This is a genomic window from Nocardia sp. NBC_00416 (assembly GCF_036032445.1).
In the GTDB taxonomy this organism is placed as follows: domain Bacteria; phylum Actinomycetota; class Actinomycetes; order Mycobacteriales; family Mycobacteriaceae; genus Nocardia.
The window spans coordinates 5,841,053-5,854,805 of the sequence record NZ_CP107932.1 but is presented as its reverse complement, the minus strand read 5'-3'; the positions used below and the strand labels follow the sequence as shown (position 1 = coordinate 5,854,805).

The 13,753-nt window shown below is 67.1% G+C and carries 10 protein-coding genes and 4 tRNA genes; 4 read left to right on the top strand and 10 right to left on the bottom strand.

Annotated elements, in window-relative coordinates:
- Positions 1 to 42 precede the first annotated feature (42 nt).
- The 3 genes from OG804_RS25370 to OG804_RS25360 all read right to left on the bottom strand — a co-directional run bounded on the left by OG804_RS25370 (position 43) and on the right by OG804_RS25360 (position 2,858).
- Positions 43 to 1,131, bottom strand: a complete 1,089-nt coding sequence (locus OG804_RS25370) for a 3-deoxy-7-phosphoheptulonate synthase (protein ID WP_328390583.1) — start codon at positions 1,129 to 1,131, stop codon at positions 43 to 45.
- 251 nt (positions 1,132 to 1,382) lie between these two features.
- Complete coding sequence (locus tag OG804_RS25365) at positions 1,383 to 1,850, bottom strand: carboxymuconolactone decarboxylase family protein (RefSeq protein WP_328390581.1); 468 nt, start codon at positions 1,848 to 1,850, stop codon at positions 1,383 to 1,385.
- A 129-nt stretch (positions 1,851 to 1,979) separates the two neighbouring features.
- The gene (locus OG804_RS25360; protein ID WP_328390579.1) at positions 1,980 to 2,858 is read right to left on the bottom strand and encodes an oxidoreductase; all 879 of its coding nucleotides are present in this window, start codon (positions 2,856 to 2,858) and stop codon (positions 1,980 to 1,982) included.
- Positions 2,859 to 3,048: 190 nt separating this feature from the next.
- Here OG804_RS25360 and OG804_RS25355 point away from each other — a divergent pair, with 190 nt between their 5' ends.
- The gene (locus OG804_RS25355) at positions 3,049 to 4,671 is read left to right on the top strand and encodes a (2,3-dihydroxybenzoyl)adenylate synthase (protein WP_442941628.1); all 1,623 of its coding nucleotides are present in this window, start codon (positions 3,049 to 3,051) and stop codon (positions 4,669 to 4,671) included.
- Positions 4,672 to 4,720: 49 nt separating this feature from the next.
- Here OG804_RS25355 and OG804_RS25350 read toward each other — a convergent pair whose 3' ends face one another.
- Positions 4,721 to 6,034: a salicylate synthase gene (locus OG804_RS25350; RefSeq protein ID WP_328390575.1), complete on the bottom strand. Its 1,314-nt coding sequence runs from the start codon at positions 6,032 to 6,034 to the stop codon at positions 4,721 to 4,723.
- 248 nt (positions 6,035 to 6,282) lie between these two features.
- Here OG804_RS25350 and OG804_RS25345 point away from each other — a divergent pair, with 248 nt between their 5' ends.
- Together OG804_RS25345 and OG804_RS25340 are read left to right on the top strand one after the other, a co-directional pair.
- A complete protein-coding gene (locus OG804_RS25345; protein ID WP_328390573.1) occupies positions 6,283 to 8,778 on the top strand; it encodes a glycerol-3-phosphate 1-O-acyltransferase in 2,496 nt (831 codons plus the stop codon).
- On the top strand, positions 8,775 to 10,241 hold the full coding sequence (locus OG804_RS25340) for an HAD-IB family hydrolase (protein WP_328390570.1): 1,467 nt from the start codon (positions 8,775 to 8,777) through the stop codon (positions 10,239 to 10,241). The genes OG804_RS25345 and OG804_RS25340 overlap by 4 nt, the downstream gene beginning before the upstream one ends.
- Before the next feature lie 6 nt (positions 10,242 to 10,247).
- Here the strand turns inward: OG804_RS25340 and OG804_RS25335 are convergent, their stop codons facing one another.
- From OG804_RS25335 to OG804_RS25310, 6 genes are all read right to left on the bottom strand, one after another.
- Positions 10,248 to 10,967, bottom strand: a complete 720-nt coding sequence (locus tag OG804_RS25335; protein WP_328390568.1) for a polyprenol monophosphomannose synthase — start codon at positions 10,965 to 10,967, stop codon at positions 10,248 to 10,250.
- Positions 10,968 to 11,131: 164 nt separating this feature from the next.
- The gene (locus tag OG804_RS25330; protein WP_328390566.1) at positions 11,132 to 11,314 is read right to left on the bottom strand and encodes a hypothetical protein; all 183 of its coding nucleotides are present in this window, start codon (positions 11,312 to 11,314) and stop codon (positions 11,132 to 11,134) included.
- A gap of 74 nt (positions 11,315 to 11,388) precedes the next feature.
- Positions 11,389 to 11,462: transfer RNA gene (locus OG804_RS25325), tRNA-Phe, on the bottom strand.
- A gap of 55 nt (positions 11,463 to 11,517) precedes the next feature.
- Positions 11,518 to 11,594 (bottom strand) — tRNA-Asp (locus tag OG804_RS25320).
- A gap of 27 nt (positions 11,595 to 11,621) precedes the next feature.
- Positions 11,622 to 11,697: transfer RNA gene (locus OG804_RS25315), tRNA-Glu, on the bottom strand.
- A gap of 94 nt (positions 11,698 to 11,791) precedes the next feature.
- On the bottom strand, positions 11,792 to 12,454 hold the full coding sequence (locus tag OG804_RS25310) for a TetR/AcrR family transcriptional regulator (protein ID WP_328390564.1): 663 nt from the start codon (positions 12,452 to 12,454) through the stop codon (positions 11,792 to 11,794).
- A gap of 867 nt (positions 12,455 to 13,321) precedes the next feature.
- Here OG804_RS25310 and OG804_RS25305 point away from each other — a divergent pair.
- A tRNA-Lys gene (locus OG804_RS25305) sits at positions 13,322 to 13,394 on the top strand.
- Positions 13,395 to 13,753 lie beyond the last annotated feature (359 nt).

Genomic DNA, 13,753 nt, shown 5'->3' with positions numbered 1-13,753 from the left:
CCCGCCGCGGCGCCGGTGCCGGACGGCGCGACGACCGGGCGCTCAGCCCCGGCGCTGCTGGACGGCGTCGGCGAGCCGGTTCAGCTGGGCGGCGGTGGTGTCCCAATCCATGCAGGCGTCCGTGATCGACTGGCCGTAGGTGAGATCATCGGCTCGACCCAGCGTGAGGTCCTGCCGGCCCTCGACCAGGAAGCTCTCCAACATCACTCCGACCACACCGGATTCTCCGGCGGCCAGCCGGTCGGCGATATCGGCGACGACGACGGGCTGGCGCCGGTGGTCCTTATTGCTGTTGCCGTGACTTGCGTCGACCACGATCCGCTGCGGCAGTGCGGACTTCTCCAGGCGCGCACACGCGTCGGCCACCGATGCCGCGTCGTAGTTCGTGCCGTTGGACCCGCCGCGCAGGATCACATGGCAGTCCTCGTTGCCTGCGGTCCGGATGAGGGCGGACCGACCGTCGAGATCGGTGCCCGGGAAGACGTGGCTGGCCGCGGCCGCCCGGACCCCGTCCACCGCGACCTGGACATCGCCGTCGGTGCCGTTCTTGATCCCGACCGGCATGGACAGGGCGCTGCTCAGCTGCCGGTGCACCTGACTCGCGGCGGTGCGGGCCCCGATCGCGCCGTAGGAGACCAGGTCCGAGATGTACTGCGGGGTGATGGGATCGAGGAATTCGCAGGCCACCGGCAGTCCCAGCGCCGTGATGTCGAGCAGCAGCTGGCGACCGATCCCCAGACCGGTGTTGACGTCGAAACTGCCGTTGAGGTGCGGGTCGTTGATCAGGCCCTTCCACCCCAGGGTGGTGCGCGGCTTCTCGAAATACACCCGCATGACCAGGTGCAACCGGTCGGAGAGTTCGGCCTGGGCGGCGCTCAGGCGACGCGCGTAGTCCAGCGCGGCGGCGGGATCGTGCACCGAGCACGGGCCGACGACCACCATGAGGCGGTCGTCTACGCCGTTCAGCACGTCCACGGTGGATTTGCGTCCGGTACGGACGATGGCGGCCAGATCGTCGGTGATGGCGTGTACCCGGCGTACCTCGGCCGGGGAACGCAGCGGACTCACGCTGAGGGTGCGTTGATCGTCCAGATCAGAATGATGGGCATCGATATCGACTGCGGTGGTCATCGCGGGTGGTGTCCTTCTCGTTCGGGCCGACCCGCGGAAACTGCCCCGTCGAGCCGGTTGTCATCCGGCTCGGGGTGAAATGGTCAGCGCGCGTGGTAGCCGCAGACCGACCCGCCCCGGGCCGGCTTGCTAAACCAGAAATACACGCGCTGCACGATTGGTCACGGTACCAGCGGTTAACCACGGATGTGGATCCGGGGCGGAATAGCCCGAAAGAAAGTGATACTTAACACAATCCGCCCCGGCGCCGATCAGAACTGCCCGGGCTCGTAGCTTCCGGCCGGGGTGTGCGCGATGGCGTTCATGCGATTCCAGGCGTTGATCGTGGCGATCCCGGCGATCAATCCGCCGATCTGCTCGTCATCGTAGTGTTTGCGCACCCGCTGCCAGATCTCCTCGTCGATCCCACCGCCGTCGGCCAGCCGGGTGGCGGCTTCGGCGAGTTCCAGCGCTGCGCGTTCGGGTTCGGTGAACACCGTCGCCTCACGCCAGGCCGCGACCAGATTGATCCGTACCGAGGATTCGCCGGCGTGAGCTGCATCCTTCGTATGCATATCCACGCAGAAGGAGCAGCCGTTGATCTGACTCACCCGGATCTTCACCAGTTCGTGGGTGGCCGCCGGCAGGCCCGAGTCGTCGACGACCTTTCCGGCGGTGATCAGCCGCTTGCTGTAGCTCGCGGTCACCTTGTTCGCAAAGAGGTTCAGGCGGTGTTCCATGTCCGGATTCCTTTCGTTCTGCGGTCTCACAAGGAAGACGACGCACCAGACCCGGGTGTGACATCGCACAGAAAGACATTCCGCCAACTCGCGCCGCCATGCCCCACCGGGGCCGGTGGATACCGCAGGTCAGGCGGTGAAATCGAATTTCACACCGGTGAGCCGCTCCGAAAGGTCCCAGAGTGAGCGGGCGGTGAGCTGATCCTTCGCCCGTTTCGAGCAGCCCGACCGGCCCGGGTGACCGCGCATACCGCCCAGACCGGAGGGGCCGTAGTACGCCCCCGGTTCGACCGGGGCGGTGGCGGCGAAAAGTTCCGGCAGTGCGCCCATTTCGGCGCTCTGCGCGAACAGCTTGTTGCCGAGGGCCATCACCGAGTCCAGTGCGGTCTCGGTATGTGACTGCAGGTCGGTGGACGCGTAGCCCGGGTGCGCCGCCAGCGCGAGTTTCGCCGATCCGGCCGCCGTGAGCCGACGCTGCAGTTCGAAGGAGAACAGCAGATTCGCCAGCTTCGACTGCCCGTATGCCGACCAGCGCTTGTAGGGTCTGCGCTCCCAGTTGAGATCCTCGATATCGATCGCGCCGGCATTGTGGGCGCCGCTGGACATCGTGACGATCCGATCGCTGATCTTTCCCAGCAGCAACCCGGTGAGCGCGAAATGGCCCAGGTGGTTGGTGCCGATCTGCATTTCGAAGCCGTCGGCGGTACGTCGCAGCGGAACCGCCATCACGCCGGCATTGTTGATCAGCACATGCGCGCTCTCCACCCCGGCCGCGAACTCCCGGACCGAGGCGAGATCGGCCAGGTCCAGATGGCGCACCAGCGCTCGCTCGCCGATCTCGTCGGCGACGGCCTGCCCTTTGCCGATATTGCGGCAGGCCAGGATCACCTGCGCCCCGGCGCCGGCCAGCGCCCGCGCGGCGACCGCGCCGAGTCCGCTGTTCGCACCGGTGACGATGACGGTCCGGCCCTGCTGATCGGGGATGTCCCCGACGCCCCAACCACTCATGTGGCGAGTCTAATGCGCGGCGGCGGCCCGCACGGGACACAACTCGGGGCCGTCGCACAACCCGGGACGGACTCGGCGTCCACGGCCCGTACCTGCACGGTTAACACCCACCCTTTCCAAACGAGATAGGTTTGCCTAACCTATTAACGGACCGGAAACGCGCCGCACACGCTTTCCACTCCCTTTCCCTATGAGGCATATCGTGACCACCACCGCCGCCGGCACCCACCGTGACGGTTTCGTTCCCTTCCCCGACGCGCTGGCCGACTCCTACCGTGCCGCCGGCTTCTGGACCGGCGCCACCGTGGGCGATCTGCTCCGGGACACCGCGCGCCGCCGCCCGGAGAGCCCGGCCCTGCTGGGCGACCGGACGCTGACCTACGCCGAATTGGACGCGGCGGCCGACCGGATGGCCTACGGCTTGCTCGCCCTCGGGATCACTCCCGGCGATCGAGTCGTCGTCCAACTGCTCAATACGCCCGATTTCGCGATCGTGCTGTTCGGTTTGTTGCGCGCCGGCATCATCCCGGTGCTCACCCTGCCCGCCCACCGCCGGGCCGAGATCGAGCATCTGGCCCGCCTCTCCGGCGCCGTGGCGTACCTGGTCGCCGACCGGCACGGCGATTTCGACTACCGGGAACTGGCGGCCGCACTTCTCGAAACCGTCGCAACACTGCGCCACGTACTGGTTTCGGGCGAGCCCGGTGAGTTCACCGACCTCATGTCCATCGCCCGCGACACCGGATCGCTGCCCACCGTCGATCCGAGCGATATCGCCGTCATGCTGGTCTCCGGCGGCACCACCGGCCTTCCGAAACTCATCGCGCGCACCCACGACGACTACGTCTACAACGCGACCGCCAGCGCCGCCGTATGCGAACTCGGCGACGAGGACGTCTACCTGGCCGCCCTGCCCGCGGCACATAATTTCCCGCTGGCCTGCCCCGGCATCCTCGGCACGGTGGCAACCGGCGGCGCGCTGGCCTTCGTCGCCGATCCCAGCCCGGAGAGCGCCTTCGCGGTGATCGAAAGATATGGGGTCACCGTCACCGCGGTGGTTCCGCCACTGGCACAGCTGTGGTCGGCCGCCGTCGAATGGGAGGACGCCGATATCTCCTCGTTGCGACTGCTGCAGGTCGGCGGCGCGAAGCTGGCCGAAGTGAACGCACGGGAGGTCGAGCCCGCGCTGAACGTAGGACTGCAACAGGTCTTCGGCATGGCGGAAGGGTTGCTGAACTTCACCCGGCTCGACGACGACCCGGACCTCATCTGCACCACCCAGGGCCGCCCGCTGTGCCCGGCGGATGAGATCAGAGTGGTCGACGAGGAGGGTGCCGATGTCGCACCGGGCGCGGAAGGCGAACTGCTCACCCGCGGCCCGTACACCTTGCGCGGGTACTACCGCGCCCCCGAGCACAACGCGCGCGCGTTCACGCCCGACGGCTACTACCGCAGCGGCGACCTCGTACGACAGCTGCCCAGTGGCCATCTGGTGGTATCGGGCCGGATCAAAGACGTGATCAACCGGGGCGGCGAGAACATCTCCTGTGACGAACTGGAGGAGCATCTGCTCGCCCATCCGGCGGTCCGGCACGCGGCCGCGCTGGGCCTGCCCGATCCAAGCCTCGGCGAAAAGGTGTGCGCGGTCCTGGTCGTCACCGACGAGATGCCCACCCTGGCCGAGATCAAGGAGTTCCTCACGGGTCGCGGTCTGGCCACCTACAAACTGCCCGATGCACTGCGCCGGGCGGATTCGTTGCCGATCACCGCGGTAGGCAAGATCGACAAGAAGGCCCTGCGCGCCCAGGGGTAGTCCGCCGCGGCGCCGGTCCGGGAGTCGTCCCCGGACCGGCGCCGTACGCCTACGCCTTCACCACGTAAGGCGCCACACTGCCCAGCTTTTCGCAGGTCTCCTCGAATTCGCGTTCGGGCCGCGACTGTGCCACCACACCCGCGCCCGCGCGCAGCCAGGCGCCCCCGCTGTCCTGGTACACCGCGCGCAATACCAGGGCCGCCTCCAGAGCCCCGGTGGGCGAGACCGTCAGCACCGCGCCGGAGTACAGGCCCCGCGAAAGATCATGCCGGAAGACCGAATCCACACCGGCCCGCTTCGGGATACCCGATGCCGTCACCGACGGGAAGATGGAGTCCAGCGCGTCCCAGGCCGTGCGACCGGCCGCGAGACGGCCGCGCACGGTCGAGGCCAGGTGCTGCACGCTGCCCCGTTCGCGCACGGCCATGAAATCCGATACCGCGGTGCTGCCGGGTTCTGCCACCGTGCCGACCTCGGTGAAACAGGTCTGCACGGACAAGGCGTGTTCGACGATCTCCTTGGGATCGGTGACCAGATCCGCCCGGGCCGCACTGTCCAGTTCGGCGCCCAGCCCGAAGGCGCGAGTCCCGGCGAGGGGCTCGGTATTGACCATCCGGTCCTCGTCCACCGAGAGCACCAGCTCCGGGCTGAACCCGGCCGCCTCCAACCCGCCGAGTTTGAGCAGGAACGACCGCGCGGGGGTGTTGTGCGCCCGGCCGAGACGGTAGGTGGCGGGAATGTCCACCGCGAACGGCAGGTCGACCTTCCGCGAGAGAATGACCTTCTGATACTGCCCGGACTTGATCTCATCGATCGCCCGGGCGACCCGATCGTGATAGCCGGAGGTATCGATCCGCACATCGACCGGATACGGCTGCGGGAGCCCGCAGTCCTGGGAGCGCGCGATGGTTCGGGTGAGGGTCGCGGTCTCCGCCGGCCCCGCCCCGGTGATCCATACCGCACCGGAAGGGTCGATCCGCACCTCGACGCGGGGCACCATCAGGTGGGCCAGCACGGTGCCGGGATTCAGATGGCCGGTGGCGCCCAACGACCAAGCGCAGAATTCGAATCCGATCCAGCCGTAGGCGTTGTATCCGGTCATCGGCAGTTCGGCCAGCGCCGAGTTCATCACCTGGGCCGGTGTTCCGGCCCAGGGACCGGCGGTTGTCTCGGCGGCCCAGGTTATCCGCAACTCGTCGGTATCGAGCTCGACCGTGCCGATCGGATCCGCGGCGAAGACCCATTCGCCGCCGCGCTCGTACACCACGTACTCACCGAAATGGTCTTCGGCGGCCAAGCGGGACATCGCCGCCGCCGGGTCGGTCACATACTCGGCGCGTAAACGTTCGTCCGTGGTCGACAACGATCCTCCAAGGCTAACCGGCCCAAACTAGAAAGTAAGGTTAGCATTACCTCTTCTATGAGGCGTGGGGGAAAGTCACCGGGAAACAGCCGGAACAAACCCCAACGGCGTGAGAGCCGTCCATAGTGGTGGACAACGAGTAACTTCTACAGCCGACGGTCATCCGGGCTCTGCCGAAGGAGTCGCGCGGAGTTCGCACAGACGCGGGGTAACAATCACCCCCCTCCGACGCAGAGGATCCACACACCATGATCGAGCACCGCGCCGGCGCCCCCACCGCATCCGACCATCCGCCGCAATCAGTGGTAGCCCTGGTCGATTCGGCCTCGAGCACCGAACGCGAACTCATCGGGCGCTGGATCGCCGACGGTGGACTGGCCGCCGAACTGGGCGTGGGCGCCCCGGTGACCCAGCTCGATCTGGATTCCGGCGCCGTGGCCGACCGACTCACCGGCCGCACCGACGACCCGCTGGTGGTGCCGATCCGGGTACTGTGGCTGCCCCCCGAACGCGACGGCGTCCGGCGGGTGACCTTCAGCGATCTGGCCCTGCTCACCAACCCCCGCCGGCCCAACCGGCTCGCGCAGCGCCGTCTGGTCGCGCGTTCCCCGGACCGGCATCTGGTCCTCACCGGCAGCCCGGCCCGGCTCAGCGAGCTGCGGGCCAACAATCCAGAGGCGGCGGCGCTGCATCACACCGGTGCGACCGAACCGTTCGCGCGCGCGGTGGTGCGCGCCGCGGTGGTCGCGCTCGAACGCGCCGAACGCACTGTGATCGGCGACCGGTACAAAGTGCCGCGACTGGTCACCGAGGAGATCCTGGACTCCCCGGAGTTCCTGCGCCGGCTCGAACTGATCGCCGACGAATCCGGGACGGACCCGCAGGAGGTACACAGGCGGGCCGAGAGAGCGCTGAACGAACTGGTCGCCGCACAGAGCCGGACGGTCTCGGACCTGTTCACCCAGGCCATGCGTCCCGTCCACGCGTCGACCTGGAAGGTGGACTGCGACGAATCCGGCCTGGCCGCGCTGCGCGAACTCAACCGGCGCTACCCGCTGGTGTTCCTGCCCTCGCATCGCTCCTACGTGGACGCGTTCGTGCTGGGCGATGTGCTGGCCCGCAACGATTTCCCGCCCAACCACGTCGTCGGCGGTGCGAATCTGCGGTTCTGGCCGATGGGTCCGATCGCCCGGCGCACCGGGACCATCTTCATCCGGCGCAGCTTCGGCGGCGACACCGTGTACCAGGCAGTGGTCGAAGAGTATTTCGGTTACCTGATGTCGCGGCGGTTCAACCTCGAATGGTATTTCGAGGGGGGCCGCACCCGCACCGGAAAACTCCGCCCGCCGCGCTACGGCCTGCTCAACTATCTCGCCGCGGCCGTACGGCAGGAACGGATCGCCGACGCGCTCCTCGTCCCGGTGTCGATCACCTACGAACGGCTCAACGAGCTCGGCGCGATCGCCGACGAGCAGGTGGGCGGTCGCAAGAAATCCGAGGGTCTGGCCTGGCTGGCGCGCTATGTCCGCAACCAGCAGCATTCGGCCGGGCATGTCTACGTGCGATTCGGGGCGCCGCTCTCGGCGCGGGAAAGGCTCGCCGCGCACGGCGACCCCCTCGCCGTCCGTCCGGTCCGCATCCCGCTGCACCGTACGGACACCACCGGCCGGCCCCCGGCGGCGGCGGAGCTCGAACCCCTGAGCGGCGACGTCGGTGAGAAGGAACGCGCGGCCGTCCAGAAACTCGCGTTCGATGTGGCGGTGGGAATCAACCGGGTCACGCCGATCACAGTCAACGCCCTGGTCTCGCTGGCCCTGTTGGGCGTGCACCAGCGCGCATTGACCCGGGACGAAGTACAGGAAGTCCTCGCACCGGTGCTGGATTATGTCGAGCAGCGCGATCTGCCGCGCGGCGAGATCGCGAAGCTGCGCGATGAGCAGAGCCTGGCCGTCGCGCTGGAGCAGTTATCGCTCGCGAAGGTCGTCACCATCTATCGCAGCGGCGTGGAGCCGGTGTACGCGATCGAACCCGGCGCCCACCTGGAAGCCGCCTTCTACCGCAACAGCGCGGTGCACTGGTTCGTGAACCGGGCGATCCTGGAGCTGGCGATCCTGGCCGCGGTCGACGCGGTCCCCGACGATCCGGCCGATAAGGCCGTCGGGCCGGATTCCGACGCCCTGAGTATCGCCTGGGACGAAGCCTTCGATCTGCGCGACCTGCTCAAGTTCGAGTTCTTCTTCCCGGATCGGTCCGAATTCGCCGAACGGATCACCGCGGAGATGCTGCTGGTCGACCCCAGCTGGCGAACCCGGCCCCGGGATACCCTCGGCAGCGAGATCCTGGCCGCCCTCACCGACACCGGTTTCGTGATGGCCCACCGAGTGCTGCGCTCCTTCTTCGACGCGCAACTCGTGGTCGCCGAACGGCTGGCCGCGCGGGAACCGACCGCCGAGATCGATAAGAAGGAATTCGTGGACGAATGCGTCTCGGTCGGCAGGCAGATGCTGCTCCAGCAGCGGCTGCACAGTACGGAGTCGGTATCCACCGAACTCTTCGGCAGCGCGTGGAAACTCGCCGGCAATCGCGGACTCCTCGAGCCCGCCGACCCGGCATCGGAGCAGTCCGCGGCCGATCTGGCCGAGCGCCGTCGTGAGTTCGCCGAACGCCTGCGCACCATCGGCATCCGCATCTCCCGCGCCGCGGCCCTGGACCCCTCGAATCTCGCGGCAGGACGAACACGATGAGCGAAACCGGAACCGAGAGCTCGCACGGTGAACGCACGGTCCCCCCGGTGCCCGGAAGCACCGATATGGACACAGCGGTCGCGGCGATCCGATCCGGGCCACGCGGCGCGGAAATCGGCGCCGTCTTCGATCTGACGGCGATCGCGGAGCTGGAATCGGCGCCTGCGCGGCGGTTCCGCGGCGCCGATCGCCACTTGACCGAAGCCCTGTTCGACCAACTGCGTCACAGCGGCGCGAGCGCCGCGGCCGATATGCTCGAGCGCGCCGCCGGTGCCAGCGCCGAGCGCACCCCGGCCGAAATGGCCGCGCTGGGTGAAAGGCTGTTCAAACGAAGCTGGTACGACCGGCTGCGGCCGGAACTGTGGCGCCTGGTCCAGGAACATATCGCCGCTGGGCACACAGTGGTGCTCACCGGAACCGCAGCGGAATACCAGCTGCGGCCCGCGGCGACGGCGCTGGGAATCCCCCATGTGCTCGGCACGCGCTTCGCGGTCGCCGCCGACCGGCTGACCGGGCAGATCGAGGGCGAAGTGCTGTACGGCCCCGAAAAGGCCGCGGCGGTATCCGAATTCGCGGCGACCCACGGGATCGACCTCGGCCGCTCCCACATCTATTCCGGTAGCGCCACCGATCTCCCGTTGCTGTCGCGCGCGGGAAAACCGACGCCGATAGCGCCCGACCCCGTTCTCGCCGCGGCGGCAGCCGAATACGGCTGGGCGGTGCCCCCGGTCGGCCCGCGCACGACCCCGCGCCCCGCCGACTTCCTGAGAACACTGCTCGGGTTGGGCGCGCTGCTCGGTGGCGCGCTGTTCGGCATCCTGCGCAAGTCCTACACACGCGACCGCCGGGCCATGGCCGACGCGCTCATGAGATACGGCGCCGGCTGGCCGCTGCGGCTGTGCGGAATCCGGCTGCGGGTCACCGGCGCGGAGCACGCCCGGAGCCCACGGCCCGCGGTGTTCCTCTTCAACCATCAGAGTCAGTTCGATGTCCTGATCGTGCCCACCGTCCTCGGCGCGGGCGTCACCGGTGTCGGCAAGAAGGAACTCATCCGGCACCCGATCTTCGGCCCGCTCATGCGATTCGTCGGCGTCACCTTCATCGACCGTTCGAACACCGACCGCGCCAAAGCCTCGCTGGCTCCGGTGGTGGACACCCTGCGCGCGGGCCTGTCCATCGCGATCGCCCCGGAGGGCACCCGCTCCTACACCGCGCAACCGGGCGGGTTCAAGAAGGGCGCCTTCCATATCGCCGCACAGGCGGGAGTACCCGTGATCCCGGTAGTGATCCGCAATGCCGCCGATATCGGCCGCCGCGATTCGATGATCGCCCGGCCCGGCATAGTCGACGTGGCGATCCTGCCGCCCATCGATATCAGTGCGTGGGATCCGTCCGGCATGGACGATCTGGTCGCGAAGGTCCGGCAGCAGTACCTGGAGACACTGCGCGACTGGCCCGCGTGAACCGGGTCAGAGCGTACGCCCGAACAGCAGCTTCCACGGCATCAGCGCCGATTCCAGCTGCACCCGCAGACTCATCTTGGAGGCGCCCAGCGTGCGTTCCTCGAATCGGATGGGCACCTCGGCGATACCGATGCTCTGCTTCTTCGCTCGATAGTTCATCTCGACCTGGAACGAGTAGCCGTTGCTGCGGATCGTGCCGATATCGATGGCGCGCAACGTATCGGCTTCCCACGCCTTGAAACCGGCGGTGGCGTCTTTGATCCCGAGCCGCAGGATGCCGTTCACGTAGAAGTTGGCCCAGGCCGAAAGGGCCTTGCGGTACCACTTCCATTCCGAGGCGGTCGAGCCGCCGGGCACGTAGCGGGATCCGAGCACCACTCCCGTCCCCGGCCGGGTCAGTTCCTCCAGCATGGCGGGGATCACCTCGGCGGGATGGGACAGATCGGCGTCCATCTGGACGACCACATCCGCGCCCTCGTCGAGGGCCTGGGTGATGCCGGCGATGTAGGCGCGCCCCAGACCGTCCTTCTCGGTCCGGTGCAGGACCGAAACGACGTTCGGCAGGTCGACGGCCAGCTTGTCGGCCACCTCACCCGTGCCGTCCGGGGAGTTGTCGTCCACCACCAGTATGTGCAGATCGGGCACGGGCAGCGCCGTCAGCCGCTCCACCGCCACCGGCAGATTTTCCCGCTCGTTGTAGGTCGGCACAACAACGGTAACCCTCAAGGGTCGCCCTCCCTGTTTACCTGGTCTCGCCCCACAGCCGGTCAAGCGGGCCGCGAGCGTCGCTACGTATTACCCGTGAACGGTAGCCCAACCGCCCACCAGGGAATGCAGCGCACCGGTCATAGCGTCCAGATGCAGGACAATCCGCCGTTTTCGGGCGAGATTCAGTCGCCCTCGCGCCAAGTCCGGTCCGCCGCATCTTGGGTAGCGTTGCGCTGCCGCACGATCTCGAGGGCGCGTTCGGCGGTGGCTCGATCCGGATAGGGCCCCATCCGGTCCCGGAACCAGCACTGACGCCCCCGCTCGGCGCGCTGATGCTTCAAGCAGTAGTACCACCGTTCGGCCATGACCCCAGCATCGCATCCGCACCGGGTCCAGACGAGCAGAAACCCCCCGATCTCGATGATCAGGGGGTTGATTGTGGCCAGGGCCGGGATCGAACCGGCGACCTTTCGCTTTTCAGGCGAACGCTCGTACCAACTGAGCTACCTGGCCGCAGGCACCCGGAACGAATGCCATCCGATGAATGCCGGATCACTCCGGCATTCACTGGCGACCCTGACGGGACTCGAACCCGCGACCTCCGCCGTGACAGGGCGGCGCGCTAACCAACTGCGCCACAGGGCCTTGCTGTGTGCCACCCACTTTCGTGAGTGGTACCCCCTACGGGATTCGAACCCGCGCTACCGCCTTGAAAGGGCGGCGTCCTAGGCCGCTAGACGAAGGGGGCTCGTCCCGGATTTCTCCGGACCGGCTTTCAACGGCTGTCCGTTGGGAGCTCGCATAGCTTATGACAGGGTACGCACAATTCCCAAATCTGCTGGTCAGGTGGGCGAACCCAGTTCTTCCAGGCGCGCGCTCGCGCGCCACCCCGAACGCACGAAACCCGTCGCCCATTCCGTGGTGCAGGTGGCCTGCACCACGACTTCCAGCGCCTCCCGAAACCGGGTCCGCAGATCCGGATCACCGCCGTGGGCATCGGCGATATAGACCTGGCCGATGAGAGCACCGGCGAGGGTACGGGTGAAACGGTCCGGGTCGGTATCCGGGCGCAGCTGGCCCTGCTCGATCGCCCCGACGGTCAGGTTCCGGATGGTCGAGGACAACATCCGGCAGCCGCCGTGACCCTGCCGACGAAAACCGGGATCGATGACGAGCCGGAATTCTGCTTGGACAATGATGTCGTGCACGAGCCGCAGCGCGATCTCGTCGAAGACGCCGTGCAGAATATCGAGCGGCCCCAGGTCTACGCGCACGAGCCAGCGGTCGATTGTGGTGCTGTATCGCTCGATGGCCGAATCGAGCACGGCCCGCGCCAGGTCTTCCTTCGAGTCGAAATGGAAGTACATGGCGCCCTTGGTCGCTCGCGACCCTTCCAATATGCGGTTGAGCGAAGCCGCGGCATAGCCGCTCTTCCCGAACTCAACGGCGGCGGACCGGATAATTGCTGCCCGTGTCCGACGGGCCCGCTCTTGCTGCCGTGCCATGCTCGAAACGCCTCCGAAGCCTTGTGCAATCCGCCGGATTTCCACCCACGGAATGCCCGCGACCGTGCAGCTGCTTTTGTAGAGCGGGCCGACGTCGCGAACTTATCCTGTTGTATCCCGACCTTTGGTCGGTTTATTGACCTATATCGAACTTTTGGTACGGAACCTAGGCGGAGGTAGAAACACACCGGCTGGTATAGTTTGTGAGCCCGGGTGCGCCGCAGGGGGTGCGCATCCGGGCTTTCTGTTGCGCTGTACGTCGTCCCCGATCCGCCTCCCACAGCGTCGACCCAAGTCACACCCCGAATTCGCTGACCCGTAACGCTACTCGGAATCGAGTACCGACATGCGGCAAACCGATGGAGCGAGTTACCATTCCAGCACTCGGATTTCGTGCACGCACCACGATTCGCGACTACCGTCTGGCCGCTCGAATCCCCTGGTAACGCAGGATGTTCGACCACTCGGACAGGGTCCGGACCGATACTCAGCCGGCCACTCCGACCCCTCGATGCATACCGTCTCGCCCCCGGGCGCCGAGCGGCCCGCGACACTCCGGGACGCGAGCCCCCGGACCCCACAATTGCGAGAACTCTGCCTTTACCGATCCAAAGGCATTGGTATCCAACATATTTGGATCGTATCGTGCTACCCGTTGTATCAACAATGCGGCCGGTACCGTGTTTCGGAACCCCTGGGTATGGTTTCGGTCCGCCGAACCATGCGGGACCGGGCCACGAGACGCCCCGACCTCCCCCCGCCGGCCGCTCGGCGCCCCACCCGGACGGCCGGGGCGGGTGACGGAAAGCACCAGCGTAACCGCCCGATTACGAGAAAACCGGACCCTCCCATTACACTTGCCCGCGCGCCCCTATAGCTCAGTTGGTAGAGCTACGGACTTTTAATCCGCAGGTCCCAGGTTCGAGCCCTGGTGGGGGCACCTCGGGCGCCCGGTCACGAACCGGGCGCCCGGAATCGTCACACCGCCGGGTCGGAGCTGTGAGTTCGCCCAGTCCTGCCCTCGCGACCGCTGTGACCGGCGCTGATCCGTTCGATCTTGATCTGGCGCGGTGCCACCGGTTCCTCGCGCGCACATTCCCACAGAAAAGAATGTCGTGATCAGCCCCCTCCCGCCTCGTACCGATCGCGGTCCACACCCGCCGACCCCTCCTCGATGTGCCATTTCCCACCGCGGCTAACACCCTCGGTTCCCAGGTCGATAGCCACATGACCGAGTTTTGGGTCATACACTCGGTAGTGACCGCCCGTGGCAGAAACACGTGCGCCAACGTGCACTCT